Below are 15,932 nucleotides of genomic sequence, written 5' to 3'. Positions count from 1 at the left end.
TCAGGGCAGGAAGTCGTTTGTCCAGGCACCCTCCAGATCTTCGATGCGGCTACCATCTTCGAGCCAGCCGCCCTCGTCCATCCACGTCGTGTAAGAGGTGACGAGGTCTTCCTGGATCTCACCCCAGCGTCCCTCGGGGGTGAACCAAGAGTCTCGGATAGCACGCAGGGAGGCGCGGAGGACGTCGGGACGCACATGACACATTGGCCAGCTCATCGCCTCGACGGCACCATCCTCGTCTTCCATCGCTTCGCGGTAGCCGTTGGCCGCGGCGGCTAGGAAGGAGCGCACGAAGTCGGGGTTACGATCGAGCATGTCTTGGCGCACCGAGAGGAAGTAGGAATGATGGGGGGCGACTCCCACCGAGTCGAATTCGAGGACCACGACCTCATCGAGAGGCGTGTTTCCCTGGAAGGGTTCCCACGCGCGCACGTTCATGACGGCGTCGTAGAGGCCCTGTTCGACGGACCTCACGTCGGGTTCCCAGTTGCCGGGGTCCGCGAAGCGCACGAGCGCGGGGTCTGCTCCGTCGGCGGCTACGGCCTCGCGCACCTCGCGGATGAGGCGAGCGACGGGAGGAACTGCCACGGTCTTGCCTTCCAGGTCGGCGAAACGCGCAATCCCGGTCTCGGGCGTCGTAATGACGGAGCCGAGCTGGCGTTGGTTGAGTGTCGCGACCGCGACGAAGGGGGTACCGGTGGATCGCGATTGGAGGACGTGGCCCAGACGCAGGGAGGCGATGTCGTATTCTCCGCGGGCGAGGACCTCGGGCGCCCCTCCCCTGTCGTATCCGTCTGAGAGGAGGTCCACATCAAGTCCGGCGCGGGCGAAGCCTCCGTTTCGTCGGGCGAGGAAAAGTCCGGCGTGGTTGGGCCACGGGTGGACGTATTCGAGCATTACTCGTGTGACTGGCATGGTGTTCCTTCGTGTTGGGTGCGCCCGTTGTTGGTAGTGAGGGCGTCTTCCACGCGGGCGCACAGGGCGTGGAATCGCTCGAGTCGGCGGGTACCGCGCCCGCGCGGGTGCGGCAGGTCGATGCGGATACTGTCGGTGATGTGACCGGGCCGGGCACTCATGACGTGGACGGTGTCCGCGAGCTGAACGGCCTCGAGGATGTCGTGGGTAACGATGACTGTTGTCCGCGGATCCTTGTGGAGTAGGTCGGCGAGCCAGTCGCATACCTGTGCCCGGGTGAGTGCGTCGAGCGCCCCGAAGGGTTCGTCGAGGAGCATCGCCGACGTGGGGGTGAGCAACGTGCGAGCGAAGGCGACGCGGGCGCGCATACCCCCGGAGAGCTCGTCTGGCCGGTGGGAGGCGAAGGATCCCAGCCCGAGGCTGTCGAGGGTGGCGTCAGCTCGGGTGAGGGCGTCGCGCTTCGACGCACCGGCCAGGACGAGGGGAAGCGCCACGTTGTCCCGCACGCGCAGCCAGGGCGCGAGGGAGTCTGACTGCGGCATGAGGGCGCAGGACGCCGATTCGCTCGCCTTCCCTTGGCCTATCGCATTGTCCGCACGCTCGAGTCCGGCGGCGATGCGGATGAGGGTGCTCTTCCCGCATCCGGATGGCCCGACCACGGCGGCAATCGTCCCCTCCTCAACGATGAGGTCTGCGCCGTCCAATGCGCGTACCTCTCCCTGGGAGGATCGGTAGGTCTTCGACACTGACGTCATCTCGATACGCCCAGGCGCGACCTGTTGTCTGCCCGGCGCGCGCCGCCACCGGCCTGGGAGGGAGCTGCGAGAGGTCAGGGCCTCAGCAGCAGCAACGATCGCGTACAGGATGATCGTCATGACCACGAGGGTGCCAGCGCCAGCGAAGACGAGGTCCGTACGGAACGAGGACTGGGCACTCAGGAGGAACACACCGAGTCCTCGTTTGGCCCCCATGAACTCCGCGGTTGCTGCGGATGCGAAAGCATAGGTGGCGGCGATGCGGATTCCAGAGAAGAGGTGGGTGTGCGCCCAGGGCAGGCGCGCGTGCAGCAGGATCCATATACGCGAGGCCCCTGCAACTTCCATCGGGTCGGTGAGCGAGGCCGGTACACGCCCAAGCCCGCGCAGCAGGGCGAGAGCCACGGGAAATGCCGTGAAGACGGCGACAACCACGATCTTCGAGGCCATGGTAAAGCCCATCCAGATGACCATGAGGGGCGCGACGGCCACGAGAGGGACCGTTTGGGAGACGACCAGGATCGGCATGGCGACGTGGGTGAGGCGCGGCCATAGCGAGGTGGTGAACGCGATGACGATGCCCACGGCGATACCCGCGATCATTCCGGCGATTCCTTCGACGCCCGTCGCCCAGGCGGCAGCGCTGAGTGAGGGCCAGCTGACGACGGCGGAGGCGAGGATAGTCGTCGGAGCAGGCAGGATACGCTGCGAGAGGCCCGAGGTGAGGTGGGCAAGTTGCCACACCACTACGACCACGCTCAGGGAGACACACGCCCATGCTGCGCGCGTGGCGTTGTCTCGCACGCGCGCAGCGACTGGGGTGGGGCTATTCGAGGAGGTCATTGCTCACCATGTCTGCTCCGGACAGCGGGGCGGACGCGGGTGCCCCGGACGCATCTTCGAGGAGTCCTTGCGCAAGCAGATAGTCGATGTAGCCCTGCCAGCGAGCCGGGTCGCCGTGGCCGACGCTTCCAGAGGAGTCCTGCCAGTACTTTGAGGAAAGAAGCTCCTGGCTGCGCGATGCTAGTTCGCGGTCGATCGCAGCGTCGGGGTTAGTGCTTATGAGGGCGTCCACTGCGGCAGACGGATCGGCGATGGCATCCTTGTATCCGCGCTGGGTCGCCCGGATGAAACGCTTAGCCAGGTCGGCGTGGTCCCGCAGGTAGGTGGGGGTTGTGACCAGTCCGAGCTCGGCGGGGGTCGTTTCGACTCCGTAGTCGGCGGGCATAAACCACTTCAGGGGAGTGCCTGCGAGTTCGGCTTCGATGCCTTCCCACGTCGTGAGGCCTTCGGCGTAGTCTGCGGTGCCGTTGTAGACGGCGGCATAGGCGCTGGTGCCGAGGAGGGCCGTCTCCACGTTTCCTTGCCCGCCGTCGTTGCGGATCATCGTTTGCACCTTCGCGACGCCCTCGGCCGCTCCCCACGTAGCGAAGAGTTTGCCGTCGAGATCAGCGGGCCGAGTAATGTCCGTGTTATCCGCGCGCACGGCGATCCCCTGCGAGGATTGTTGCTGGAGGTTGAACACCATGGTCATCTCGTCCCCTCGAGCGCGTCCGCTGATGACCGAGTAGGCGCCCTCGAAGGCGAAGTCTGCTCCCCCTCCGAGTAGGACGGAGGCGGAACCCGCTTCGGAGTAGGGCAGGATATCCACATCGATGCCCTCTTGTTCGTAGTAGCCACGCGCCATGGCGAGGTAGACGCCGGAGTGGTTGGTATTCGGGGTCCAGTCCAAAACGACGCTCACGCTTTGGCGTTGTGGGCTGCTCTGTGGGGTGCTCGCGTTGCCTGCACACGATGCGAGCGCGAGCGCGCAGGCGGGCAGGAGGGCAGTCAGTGCTGCGAGTGGTCGTCTCATCGTTGGTCCTTTCAGTGGTGTGAGATCGCGTCGTCGAGCCATGCGAGGTAGTCGCGCCCGGGTTGGCGGGTGAACCATCGCGTGTGCTCACCGAAGAAAACGTCCAGGCACCAGTCGGCACCGGGCATGGATTTGGTCGCCCCGTACTGGTATTCGATCCAGTTCAGGCCGGATTCGGCTTGAATCAGGGGCATGAGGGCGAGGAGGCCTCGCCGCTCGAGCGGGCTGAGGGGTCGCATTTCCTCGTATCCGTCGATGAGGGCGAGGGTGATGTCGCGGTGGACTGCTTCTTCGTCGCCGTCGACGATGCGAGTCCATTCGAAGGCGTTTCGTTCGATGATGAGAGCCAGGTCGTAGACGGAGGGGTTGCGGTCTGCCAGTCCGAAGTCGATGAACTGGGAGGGGGCCAGGCCCTTCCAGAAGACGTTGGAGACGTGCAGGTCTCCGTGCGTCCAGGAGGTGGGCAGCTGGGCGGCGATGGGGGCGTAGGCGGCCGCGAAGTCGAGGTGGGGTGCCCACTGGTCCTCGATGCGCCTACCGGAGTCACGCAGGTAGGCCCGGACACCGGGACGCTCAGCGAGCCACTGGGGCAAGTCGCGGCGAGGGTCCTGCGCAAAGAGTCGCATCCGCGATTGATAGGCGCTCGGCGGGTTGAGCGCGGCGTGATAATCCGACGAGGCCAGGGCGAGGCGGGCGGTCATGGATCCGAGGGCGTGAGCTTCGTCGAGCGTGCCGGGAATCGTCCACGTGGGGTCGTCGCGGTAGCGGTCCTCGCCGATGGCACCCTCGCACACTTCCCACGTCCCCGTCGGCGTTTCCCAGACGGTGTCAGAGTCGGCGAAGGGTAGGAATGCGGGGGTGGGAAATCTTCTCGCGCGGATGTGTGCGACGAGGCCGTGGACTGCGCGCAGATGGTCGGCGGGGACGGCACCGGGTGCGTAGCGTTTGATGAAGACTGTCGAGGTGCCTGCGTCGACGAGGATTCCCGCTGCTGTGGGGCGGTTGGAGACCTGCAGGACGGTACCTGTGAGAGGGGTGGCGAGGCGGGCAAGCACCCGCTCACATTCGTCTTCGGAGATGACGGGCCAGACCCTGGTCGTCACGTCGAGGTGTTTGTTGCTGTCGCTCACTACGGCTCTTTCGCGTGCGCGCACGAGCCTTCGTGGAAGAAGTGTCTGCGTCCCTACGCCGGTATGATCCGGATCAGGTGTGTCGGTCGGAGGATCGCCTCCCTCTCAGCCCCCTACTGTCAGGGCTCCCGTGCATCGCGTCACACTCTACACCCCGACGGGGAGATATATCAACTAGATCACAGAAATATGCCCGGCTGCGTGGACGCAGCCGGGCACGTGGGCGGTGTGAGGAGCTTAGTCCCCCGACCCAAAGTCGACACGGGAGCGCGCCTTCCTCATGTCCTGGTAGTCAATGATCGTCGTTTCGCCGTCAACGTCGATCGTCGCGCTGGTCTCGTCGGCCGCGACGACGCGACCGGAAACGTAACCGCCGGCACGCAGCTTGATCCGCACTAGGCGTCCGATCTGTCGCATCCAGTGCCCGACCTTCGTGAGCTCGCGTTCGGCCCCGGGAGTAGACACTTCCAGCAAGTATTCGCCGTCGATCGGGTCCGCTGCGTCCAGGGCTTTCGACACGGCGCGGGACACGTCTGCGAGCGTGTCGGAATCAATTCCGCCTGCGCCGATCGGTGCCTCGACGATGACCCGGAGGAGCGGCATCGCATCTGAGCGCGAACGGATGACTGAGTCCAGTTCCAGTCCCGACTGTGCGACCACGGGAGCCAGCAGCTCCTCGAGCGGTCCCTCTGACGTGGACGATGCCATATGTGCCTATCTTTCTGTCGCGTAAGCGGGTCAGTTCCCTATCCTACCCGGGGTGTGGGATGATGCGGATGTGCGTTTCGCAAAACTGACTTTGACCACACGTCGCCTCCCCGGCCTCGCTGCGACTGGAGCGGCGCTTCTCGCGCTGTCCGCGTGCTCGTCCTCGTCCCTGCCGACTCTGTCTGGTTTTGACGCGGTGCGCGACCAGGCCGCGCGTACGGAGGCGGCAGCATCCGAGCGCGCGACCCAGCTCGCTGAGGTCGCGACGGAGTGCGCATCGTGTTCGGCTGCTCTGCGTTCCGTCGCGTCGGCGTCACATGAGCGGCTCGAGGTGCTGGGGGGCCTGTGGGATCCGTGGGGAGGGGCGACGCCCGAGGGCGAGTCCGCTCCGGCCCCAGTCTCCGAGGCTCCCACCGACGTGTCTGCTTTCGTCTCGTGGCTGGCCCGCACAGCGACCCGCGACCTGGAGATCGCCGCTGACCCCAATCGCACGTCCTCCGAGGAGGCCCGCACGCTGTCGGCCGCGTCGCTTGGCCGTTACGCGAGCGCCGTGACGATCGCCCACGCGTACGGCATCGAGGTGGACACAGGTCTGGATCAGGCGCTCCTTGTCAATGATCGAGTGAATATTGCTTCGCGTCAGGGAGTCCAGACCTGGTCCATTGATCTCTTTGACGCTCCGACGCTCTCCTCTTCCTTTGCCCCCTCGGGCAAGAAGCTGCCCGACTCTCAGGAGCTGTCGACTGCGGTCGCAACCTGGGATTGCACGGCGTCCACCCTGCCGAAGGCTCAGGTCAGCGCCGGCTCCCTGTCCGACGCGTACGCCGTGTCGGGCGAACTTCTGGTTCGCGTAGACATCGCCCTGCGTGCCGGTGCGACGGATACCCGTTCTCCTCGCTGCAACCTCGGTTTCCTTGACGCCCCGTCTCTAGCCGCAAATCTGCTGGCGGCGGACGCCGCGATGCTAGCCAGCGACTCCGCCGACGTGCGGGCAGCGGGGGCAAGCGCAGCATTGGCGGACATCGAGCAGTGGGCGCCTCGCACGACACTTCCCGCCCTCATCGGCACACGCTGAGGCATTCCGCCAACGCCCAGCAGGGGCGACCATAGGCAAACTACAGGGCCGCTCCCCGTTCGGGGAGCGGCCCTGCGTCATTGTCTGGGGTCAGACCCTGGCTGCGATATCGTCTCCGATCTGGGAGGTCGATCGCACGAGGGGGCTGCCGCTGGCCGCGGCCTCGGCGCGGGCGGCCATGTCTGCGTCGATCGCGGCGCGCACACGCTCCGCTTCCTCGGCGTAGCCCATGAAGTCCAGCATGAGCGCGACCGACGAGACGGTCGCGGTCGGGTCGGCCTTGCCCTGCCCGGCGATGTCGGGGGCGGAACCGTGCACGGGCTCGAACATGGAGGGGAAGACGCGCGAAGGGTTGAGGTTGCCGGAGGCGCTCAGGCCAATGCCGCCGGTGACGGCCCCGGCCTCGTCGGTGAGAATGTCTCCGAAGAGGTTGTCCGTGACGATGACGTCGAAGCGGCCCGGGTCGGTGACCATGTAGATGGTCGCGGCGTCAATGTGGCAGTAATCGACGGTCACGTCGGGGAACTCCTCCCCCACCTCGTCGACGATGCGTCGCCACATGTGTCCCGCGTTGACGAGGACGTTGTGCTTGTGGACCAGGGTCAGATGCTTCTTGCGAGAGGACGCCGTCTCGAAGGCGTAGCGCACGACGCGCTCGACGCCGTAGGCGGTGTTGACGCTGACCTCGGTGGCGATTTCGTGGGGGGTGCCCACGCGCACGGCCCCGCCGTTGCCGCAGTAGAGGCCCTCCGTGCCTTCGCGAACGACGACGAAGTCGATGTCGCCGGGGTCAGCCAGCGGACTGGGCACGCCCTCGTAGTATTTCGAGGGGCGAAGGTTCACGTAGTGATCGAGGGCGAAACGCAGCTTGAGGAGCAGTCCGCGCTCAAGGACTCCCGAGGGAACGGAGGGGTCGCCGACCGCACCCAGGAGGATGACGTCATGGCGCTTGATGGCCTCGAGGTCTTCGTCGGTGAGGGTGTCGCCGGTCGCGTGCCAGCGCTCGGCACCCAGGTTGAAGAGAGTCGTAGAGTACTCAATACCCTTGTCCGCCAGAACGCGGTCCAGGACCTTGAGGCCTTCAGGGACGATTTCCTTGCCGATGCCGTCTCCGGGGATTACTGCGATGTTCAGTGTCATGTCTCCATCTTCCCCCGGCCGCGTGTCCGGCGACGGAATCGTTCCACCACGTGGGCCGATTCCCAGGTGACGTCTCCCATAGACGAGGCCGGGGCCGGGAGGGTGCTCACGCTCCCCCGGCCCGGCCTCGCGTCAGACACGGATCAGATCCACGCACCCGACGGCGCGAAGAAGTACCAGCGGCCGTCGATCATCTGCCAACCGGTGACCATGTGGCCGTCGCCGGCGAAGTAGTACCAGGCGGAGCCGAGCTGCTGCCAGCCGGTGAGCATGGCACCCGACGGGGCCAGGTAGTACCAGCTACCGGCGTGCTGCCAGCCGGTGAGCATCGCGCCGGAGGCGGAGAAGAGATACCAGGTGCCGTCGATCTGGGTCCAACCGGTGGCCATCGCGCCGGTCGCAGGATCGAGGTAGTACCAGCTACCGGCGTCCGTGAGCCATCCGCTCGCGCGAGCGCCGTAGGCATTGTAGTAACTCCACACGCCGCCCTGGTTATCCCAGCCGGTGACCATCATGCCATCTGCGCCGAAGCGGTAGGTGGCCTCGCCAATGACGATCGTCTGGTTCATCGCGTAGCTGGAGTCTTCCAGCTGCCACTTCCAACCCGAACCGGTATTGACCCAGTGGGCGGGAGTGGCCGTCGGGTTCGGTTCCGGGGCGGGCTGCGGCTGCGGGTCCGGCATGGGCTCGGGCTCGGGGGCGTCCTCTTCGCCGGGGTCGGTCAGGCCGAGGTAGTCGGCATCCAGGCGCATGAATTCGATGTTCTTGTATCCGCCTGACTCGTACAGCAGGCCCCAGGTACCGTCACCGAGGGGGTGCAGCGTCGAGTAGGCCATCTCGCCGCTCTCGAAGACCTTACCGTCGTTCCAGGTGAAGCCGTCATCGTAGGAGATGCGAATCGTACCGTTGGCGCGGGCACTGGAGGAGTCGGCGTTGGAGAAGAGCAGGACGCGGGCTCGCGCGGAGCCTTCGGGGGCATCCGGGTAGGCGCGAACGATGGAGGCGTTGTTACGCGGGTCTGTCAGGTCCCAGTTGTGGCGGAAGGGGCCCCAGGTCTCGCCGCCGTCGTAGGAGATGGCTTCGAGGCGTTGTCCCGCAGTTCCCTGCGTGCGCGAGTTGAGCAGTAGACGGCCGTCGGAGAGCTCGACGACCTTGTTCTCGTCCGCGCTTCCCTCGGTGGGCGCGCCGGGCTTCCAGGTCACGCCGTGGTCGTCGGAGTAGACGGAGACGGCCTTGAGGGAGGTGGTTCCCGCGTCGGCGACGGCGTACTGCTGGATGAGGCGGCCCGAGTAGGCACCGTAGCGCAGCTGAATACCCTCGCCGGAGGAGGCGAAGCGAGTAAACCACCTGTCGGTGTAGCCGGCGCTCACCTGGTCGGTAATGGTGCGGGGGTTGACCCAGGTCTCACCGTTGTCGTGGGATTCAACCACGTGGGCGTGCAGGATGTTACGAGCCTCGGGGTCGGTGCCAAGCTGAGACTGGAAGAGTCCCGCATCGTAGGACTTGACCGAGAAGAGGAAGATCGTGCCGGTTGTGCGGTCGACGACGAAGGAGGGATCGGAGTAGCCGATCTTGTCGGCACCGGGACTGCCAGCCAGGGCCGTCTTGATCGGGGTCCAGGACTTTCCGCCGTCCTTGGAGATTCGGTAGACGATGGAGTTGGCCTGAGGCGCGTCCTGACAGGTGTTGGGGCGGCCGTCCCAGGAGGCGATGATCCAGCCGTTGTTCGCGGTGGTCAGCGCGGGGATCCGGTGGCAGGTGAAGCCTGCGAGGCCGGGGGATGCGAGGCGAACTTTGTCGCCAATCGCGTAGTCCTGGGGGGTTTCGAGCGGGTCGGGAGCCGGGGGATGCGCCCCCTGAGCGACGGTGATCGGATCACTGTTGGCGGTGATACCGCCGGCGATGACGTCGGTGCCATTGCGGTCACGGGTGGCTGCCCACGTTGAGGTGGGGGTGAAGCTACCGGCTGCTACGTCTGCTGCCGTCACGGTGTGGGTGGCGGTCGTGCACTGCTTGGTCGTGTGCGCGGCCAGGTTATGCCAGCGGCAGTTGGGGGCACCGGTGGTGAGAACGCCGGACAGGTTGGAGTCCACCGGGAAGACGGTGAGCGCATTGTCGGTGTTGTTGGTGTAGGTGAAGGTGACGGTGATGAGGTCGCCCTCGTACACCTTGTCTCCGTGGGAGTCGGTGCGTGTGGCGGTGACGGTGATCGGGGCCGATTCTTCATCGGTTGCCGCGACCACCGTGGGAGCGGCGGCGTCAGTGTCACTGGTGGGCGTTGCAAACGCGGGAACTGAGAGCGTCGCGCATAGCAGCGCTGCTCCCGAGACGGCCGCGAGGGCACGCCCGTAGTGGCGGAGGGTCATCGTTGGTCCTTCCGATGTGGGTGGTCATTCTGAGGCGAGCAAGTCATATCTTCCTCTCCACAAGATTCATCATACAAATTTAGATGCTGACCAACCAGTTATACGACATATATGTGCCACACCAGACCCCATGGATAACGCAAAACCATAAGGACGCGAACAACTGTCACACCCAGCTTTCTCGCCAGCTTCGCCCAGAAGGAGCCAATAGCACCATCCCAACGCACACGAACAGCTTCGGATGTCACACTCTGCGCCAGCGCCGCGATAGCGATGCACTTCGCGCCAACAAGCCAGCTCCCAATCGGTCAAACCCCAGCTCTATTGACCGAGTGACAGAGCTTGAACTCACACCCGAAACACGCTCCCAGCGCGAAGAGAGGATTGACTTGGGACAACGATGGGACCGCGCGGGATCGCGAGCACGACACCACGACGCTACAAGCTCCTAATTGTTGTCTCGCTCGAGCTCACGACAAGCGGCGCACGCATTGCCATCAGCACTGAAAGGCCCTCGGTCCGTCTTGGCGCATCCACAGAGGCCAAACCCGAGCGCCGCCTCTAGCTGCCTGCAGACGAGCGCATAGAACAGCCCCGGCCTCGTCCATAAGAGGAACGAGGCCGAGGCTTGAGACTTGCCGGAACTTAGCTCGAGATCAGCGCGCGGCGCTGCCCTCGGTGTAGTCCTCGTCGGTGTCGGTCCAGCCGAAGGCCTTGCGCAGCTTCTGGCCGGTCTTCTCGATCGGGTGGGCCTCTTCCTCGGCGCGCAGCGCCTTGAACTCGAGGGCGCCGTTATCCTGATCGGCGATGAACTTGCGGGCGAAGGTGCCGTCCTGGATGTCGGCCAGGACGTCCTTCATGGCCTGCTTGGAGGACTCGTTGATGACGCGCGGGCCGGAGACGTAGTCGCCGTACTCGGCGGTGTCGGAGCAGGACCAACGCTGCTTGGTGATGCCGCCCTCGTTGATGAGGTCGACGATCAGCTTCATCTCGTGGCAGACCTCGAAGTAGGCAATCTCGGGCTGGTAGCCGGCCTCAACCAGGGTCTCGAAGCCGGCCTGGATCAGGTGAGAGACGCCGCCACACAGGACAGCCTGCTCGCCGAACAGGTCGGTTTCGGTCTCCTCGGTGAAGGTCGTCTTGATGACGCCGGCGCGGGTGCCGCCGATGGCCTTCGCGTAGGAGAGGACCAGATCCCAGGCCTGGCCGGAGGCGTCCACCTCGACGGCGACGACGTCCGGGGTGCCCTTGCCCTGGGTGTAGGTCTCGCGGACCTTGTGGCCGGGACCCTTGGGGGCGACCATGACCACATCGTGACCCTCGGGGACCTCAATGTAGCCGTAGCGGATGTTGAAGCCGTGTGCGAAGAGAAGGGCGGCACCTTCCTTCAGGTTGGGGGCAACCTGCTCGGCGTACACGGAGCGCTGGACCTGGTCGGGCAGCAGCAGCGAGACGACGTCGCCCTCGGCGACGGCCTCGGCCACGTCCTTGACCTCAAGGCCCGCGGCCTCAGCCTTGGCCCAAGAAGAGGAACCGGGGCGCAGGCCGACGACCACGTCAACTCCGGAATCCTTCAGGTTCAGCGCGTGCGCGTGACCCTGCGAACCGTAACCGATGATGGCAACCTTCTTGGACTGGATCAGCGACAGATCTGCGCCGTCGTCGTAGATGATTTCTGCCATTTGTCATTTCTCCTTCAGTTGATCCGTGATCGAGCGTGACCCGCGGCCGATGGCCACGGCGCCCGACTGGACGAGTTCGGTGACGCCGTAGGGCTCCAGGGCCCGCAGCAGCGCCTCCAGCTTGGGTAGGGAGCCGATCGATTCGATGACGACCGACTCGGGTTGCACGTCGACGACGTGTGCGCGGAACAGGTCCACGATCTGCAGGACCGAGGTGCGACGGGTCTCGTCAGCCTGGACCTTCATCATGAGCAGACGCCGTTCGACGGAGTCTTCGGGGTCAAGCTCCACGACTTTCAGGACGTTGATGAGCTTGTTGAGCTGCTTGACCACCTGCTCGATGGGCGCGGAGTCGGCGTCCACGATGATGGTCATGCGGGAGATTTCGGGATGCTCCGTCTCCCCCACGGTCAGCGACTTGATATTAAAGGCGCGGCGGGCGAAAAGCGCGGCGACGCGGGTAAGCACGCCGGGCTTGTTCTCGACCAACACGGCCAGAGTGTGACGGTTTGTCATCAGTCTTCCACCTCCCAGTCGGGCGCCATGCCCTTGGCGTAACGAATTTCATCGTTGGACACGCCCGCGGCAACCATCGGCCAGACCATCGAGTCCTTGGAGACGCGGAAGTCAATGAGGACGGGGCGGTCGTTGATCGACATGGCCCAATCGATGGCCTCGTCGACCTCGTCGATGGAGCGCACGGTACGCGCCGCCATGCCGTAGGCCTGCGCGAGCATCTCGAAGTTCGGGATCTGCTCCCCCTCAACCGGGTTGAGCGTCGTGTTCGAGTAGCGCTTGCCGAAGAACAGGGACTGCCACTGGCGGACCATGCCCAGCACGGAGTTGTTGATGAGGGCGACCTTGATCGGGATGTTGTTGATCGTGCAGGTGGCCAGCTCCTGGTTGGTCATCTGGAAGGAGCCGTCGCCGTCGATCGCCCACACGACCTTGTCGGGGACGCCAACCTGAGCGCCCATGGCTGCGGGAATGCAGTAGCCCATGGTGCCCGCACCGGAGGACGACAGGAAGCTGCGCGGGTTGTCGAGGGTGATGAACTGGGCGGACCACATCTGGTGCTGGCCAACGCCCGTCACGTAGACCGCCTCGGGTCCGACCCTGTCGGAGAGCTTCTTGAGGACCTCCTGGGGTGCCATCATGCCGTCTTCGGGATCGGCCCATCCGATCGGGTACTTGGTGCGCAGGCGGTCAAGGTAGCGCCACCATCCGGAGATGTCGGCCTTGTTCTGGGACGAGGCCTGGGCGATCTCGTCGGTGAGGATCGGCAGGGCGGTCGCCAGGTCGGCGACGATCGGAATGTCGGCGTGGCGGTTCTTCGAGATCTCCGCGGCATCGATGTCGATGTGCACGACCGCAGCGCGAGGAGCGAAGGAGTCGAGGCGACCCGTCACGCGGTCGTCGAAGCGTGCGCCGAGAGCCACGATCAGGTCGGCGCGCTGAAGGGCACCGACGGCCGCTACCGTGCCGTGCATGCCGGGCATGCCGAGGTTGTGACGGTCGGAGTCGGGGAACGCGCCACGCGCGGTCAGCGTGGTAACGACGGGGGCGTTCGTCGCCTCAACGAGGTCGATCAGCGCGGCGGTAGAACCGGAGCGCACGATGCCGCCGCCGACGTACAGCACGGGGGCCTGGGCGTCAGCGATGGCGCGGGCAGCCGCGCGCACCTGCTTCATGTTGGGCTTATCCGCGACCCGGTAACCGGGCAGGTCAAGAGCCGGAGGCCACGAGAAGTCCATCTCGGCGACCTGCGCAGACTTGGTGATGTCCACGAGGACCGGACCGGGGCGGCCCGTGCCCGCCAGGTGGAAGGCTTCGGCCAGGCGCGCGGGAATCTCTGCGGGATCCGTGACGAGGAAGGAGTGCTTGGTGATGGGCATCGACGTACCCACGACGTCGGCTTCCTGGAAGGCGTCGGTGCCGATCAGGGAAGCTCCGACCTGACCGGAAATGACGACGATCGGAACCGAGTCCATGCAGGCGTCGCCCAGCGCCGTCAGCACGTTGGTGGCACCGGGGCCGGAGGTCACGATCGCGCAACCGACCTTACCGGTGGCAAGGGCGTAGCCTTCGGCGGCGTGGCCAGCGCCCTGCTCGTGACGGACAAGGATGTGGCGGATTGACGTCGACGCCATCAGCGGGTCGTAGGTCGGCAGAATTGCGCCGCCGGGCATACCGAACACGTCGGTGACGCCCAGTGCCTCGAGGCTGGCCACGATAGCCTCGGCTCCGGTCAGGCGGGTGATGTTGGCGGTGTCGCTCACCTTTCGTCCTCTCAATCGTTGGGACCGTCTCAAAGAAAAAACCCCGTCAGATCCGGCAAATGCGCGGATGCGGGGAGTTCGGCGTGCGATCCATCCTCACGTTACACGGCAGGCATCGCACGCCCGGGTACGATGACCAGGGCGAGGATTCCGATTCCGCGAACGTTAAGCATGCCTTTACCGTATCGCTCCTGAGCTCTACGCTCCTCGCCATCTCATTGTGCGGACCTTTGGGCTCTGATCGCTATCTAGGACAATGGACTGAGATACACAGCACGTATTACTGGTTTAATTGACTCATACCTCATATCACAGTCCACAACACGGAGATTTCATCGTGCATCAGGTGTTCGAGATTCTGAGTGAACAGCCAGTTCTGTTCCTCTTCCTTCTCATCGGTATAGGCATGGCATTTGGCCATGTGAAGATCAAGGGCATTAGCCTCGGTGCCGCCGCCGTTCTGTTCTTTGCGATCGTGACGGCTGCATGGGCGCAGTCTTACGGTATCGAGCTGCGAGTCACCCCCCAGCTGGGCACTCTCGGCCTCACGCTATTCACTTTCGCCATCGGCATCAACTCAGGCGCGTCTTTCTTCCACAACCTGAAGACTGCCATCGGTCCGCTTCTGACGATGGTCGCTCTCTACGGCATTACTGCCACGGTCGGCCTCTACCTCGGTAAGGCCATGGGCATGGACGTTCCGCTCATCGCCGGTACCTTCGCAGGCTCGGTGACCAACACGCCCGCTCTGGCCGCCGCCGGCGAGGCCTCCGGCGATCCCGCTCGGGCGACTGTCGGTTACTCAATCGCGTACCTCTTCGGTGTCATCGGAATGCTCGCTGCCTCGATGGCGGCCCTGCACTACGGACGCAACGACAAGGACGCTCCCTCTCCCCTGTCGAATCGCACGATCCGCGTCGAGCGCGACGACCACCCGTTCGTTGGTGACATCTACGAGAAGCTCGGCGAGAGGGTTTCATTCTCCCGTCTGCGTCGCGGCGAGACCGGCCCGATCACCCGTCCCCAGATGTCCGACACACTCGATCCCGGTGACCTCGTGACGGTCGTCGGTCCCCGTGAGCTCGTGGCTCGCGCGGCCACCGAGCTTGGTCATGCCTCCTCGCACTCCCTCATGCAGGATCGCTCCTACCTGGACTTCCGACGCATGACAATCTCCAACCCGAAGATCGCCGGCCGCACTGTCGCCTCCCTCGCTCTTGCCAAGGAGTACTCCGCGACGATCTCGCGCGTGCGCCGCGGTGACGTCGACATGGTCGCCGAGCCAGGCCTCGTCCTCCAGGAGGGCGACCGCGTGCGCGTCGTCGCTCCCACGTCCAAGATGGCCGAGATTACGAAGTTCTTCGGTGACTCGAGTCGTGGTCTCACGGATCTCAACCCGATCGCCCTGGGCATCGGCATGGCGCTGGGCATCGCGATCGGCGAGCTGCCGATCCTGACCCCCTCCGGGGAGTATTTCTCAATCGGTTCTGCCGCCGGCACGCTCATCGTGGGACTTATCTTTGGCCGCCTCGGGCGTATCGGTCCGGTCGCGACGGCTCTGCCCTTCACGACCTGCCAGGTGATGGCCGAGCTCGGCCTGCTCATCTTCCTCGCGCAGGCAGGTGCGAAGGCCGGTGGACAGATCCTCGAGGCCTTCACATCGGGCGCATGGATCAGCATCTTTACCCTCGGCTTCATCATGACGTCGATTATGGCGATCGGCCTGTACTGCACGATGCGTTGGGTCTTCAAGATGGGTGGCACGAAGCTTGCCGGTCTGCTCGGTGGCGCTCAGACGCAGCCCGCCGTCCTCGCCTTCGCCAACGGCCGCACCAACGCCGATCCTCGCGTGGCGCTCGGCTACGCGCTGGTCTACCCGGTAGCGATGGTTAGTAAGATCATCGTGGCCACAATCCTGGGTGGCATGTAGCGGCTAGACCTAGCGCTCACTGCGCGACAGCAATGGGGCCGGCCCTTTGGGGTCGGCCCCATCTGTATGCTGTCATGCCCTCTCCTGGGCGCGTCAC

Annotated in this window: 12 protein-coding genes and 1 riboswitch; of the genes, 2 read left to right on the top strand and 10 right to left on the bottom strand. The window is 65.0% G+C overall.

Going from position 1 to position 15,932, the window contains the following annotated elements:
* The 5 genes from RDV55_RS08595 to rimP form a co-directional block, all read right to left on the bottom strand.
* A complete protein-coding gene (locus tag RDV55_RS08595; protein ID WP_245907726.1) occupies positions 1 to 915 on the bottom strand; it encodes an ABC transporter substrate-binding protein in 915 nt (304 codons plus the stop codon).
* Positions 897 to 2,513 (bottom strand): ATP-binding cassette domain-containing protein, encoded by a 1,617-nt coding sequence (locus tag RDV55_RS08590; protein WP_245907725.1) that lies wholly within the window; start codon positions 2,511 to 2,513, stop codon positions 897 to 899. The genes RDV55_RS08595 and RDV55_RS08590 overlap by 19 nt, the downstream gene beginning before the upstream one ends.
* Complete coding sequence (locus tag RDV55_RS08585) at positions 2,497 to 3,525, bottom strand: ABC transporter substrate-binding protein (protein ID WP_245907723.1); 1,029 nt, start codon at positions 3,523 to 3,525, stop codon at positions 2,497 to 2,499. Before RDV55_RS08585 ends, RDV55_RS08590 begins: the two co-directional genes overlap by 17 nt.
* An 11-nt stretch (positions 3,526 to 3,536) precedes the next feature.
* Positions 3,537 to 4,655 carry a phosphotransferase enzyme family protein gene (locus tag RDV55_RS08580; protein ID WP_111823933.1) on the bottom strand — a complete coding sequence of 373 codons (1,119 nt, stop codon included), beginning with the start codon at positions 4,653 to 4,655 and terminating at the stop codon, positions 3,537 to 3,539.
* A 33-nt stretch (positions 4,656 to 4,688) separates the two neighbouring features.
* Positions 4,689 to 4,796: riboswitch (TPP riboswitch) on the bottom strand.
* 96 nt (positions 4,797 to 4,892) lie between these two features.
* Complete coding sequence (rimP, locus tag RDV55_RS08575) at positions 4,893 to 5,363, bottom strand: ribosome maturation factor RimP (protein WP_111823932.1); 471 nt, start codon at positions 5,361 to 5,363, stop codon at positions 4,893 to 4,895.
* A 70-nt stretch (positions 5,364 to 5,433) separates the two neighbouring features.
* Here rimP and RDV55_RS08570 point away from each other — a divergent pair, with 70 nt between their 5' ends.
* On the top strand, positions 5,434 to 6,438 hold the full coding sequence (locus RDV55_RS08570) for a hypothetical protein (protein ID WP_111823931.1): 1,005 nt from the start codon (positions 5,434 to 5,436) through the stop codon (positions 6,436 to 6,438).
* Positions 6,439 to 6,528: 90 nt separating this feature from the next.
* Here the strand turns inward: RDV55_RS08570 and RDV55_RS08565 are convergent, their stop codons facing one another.
* From RDV55_RS08565 to RDV55_RS08545, 5 genes are all read right to left on the bottom strand, one after another.
* Complete coding sequence (locus RDV55_RS08565) at positions 6,529 to 7,578, bottom strand: 3-isopropylmalate dehydrogenase (RefSeq protein WP_111823930.1); 1,050 nt, start codon at positions 7,576 to 7,578, stop codon at positions 6,529 to 6,531.
* Positions 7,579 to 7,721: 143 nt separating this feature from the next.
* Positions 7,722 to 9,944, bottom strand: coding sequence for a sialidase family protein (locus tag RDV55_RS08560; protein WP_111823929.1), 2,223 nt, complete (start codon positions 9,942 to 9,944; stop codon positions 7,722 to 7,724).
* Between the two features lie 656 nt (positions 9,945 to 10,600).
* The gene (ilvC, locus tag RDV55_RS08555) at positions 10,601 to 11,626 is read right to left on the bottom strand and encodes a ketol-acid reductoisomerase (protein ID WP_111823928.1); all 1,026 of its coding nucleotides are present in this window, start codon (positions 11,624 to 11,626) and stop codon (positions 10,601 to 10,603) included.
* 3 nt (positions 11,627 to 11,629) lie between these two features.
* Positions 11,630 to 12,142, bottom strand: coding sequence for an acetolactate synthase small subunit (ilvN, locus tag RDV55_RS08550; RefSeq protein WP_111823927.1), 513 nt, complete (start codon positions 12,140 to 12,142; stop codon positions 11,630 to 11,632).
* Positions 12,142 to 13,905 (bottom strand): acetolactate synthase large subunit, encoded by a 1,764-nt coding sequence (locus RDV55_RS08545; protein WP_111823926.1) that lies wholly within the window; start codon positions 13,903 to 13,905, stop codon positions 12,142 to 12,144. The genes ilvN and RDV55_RS08545 overlap by 1 nt, the downstream gene beginning before the upstream one ends.
* Positions 13,906 to 14,242: 337 nt before the next feature.
* On the opposite strand from RDV55_RS08545, the gene RDV55_RS08540 reads away from it, so the two are divergent.
* A complete protein-coding gene (locus tag RDV55_RS08540; RefSeq protein WP_111823925.1) occupies positions 14,243 to 15,835 on the top strand; it encodes an aspartate:alanine exchanger family transporter in 1,593 nt (530 codons plus the stop codon).
* The last annotated feature ends 97 nt before the right edge of the window (positions 15,836 to 15,932 follow it).

The sequence above is a fragment of the Schaalia odontolytica genome, assembly GCF_031191545.1.
Taxonomy (GTDB): Bacteria; Actinomycetota; Actinomycetes; order Actinomycetales; family Actinomycetaceae; genus Pauljensenia; species Pauljensenia odontolytica.
The sequence above is the reverse complement of the archived record's forward strand: the minus strand, read 5'-3'. Positions and strand labels throughout refer to the sequence as shown.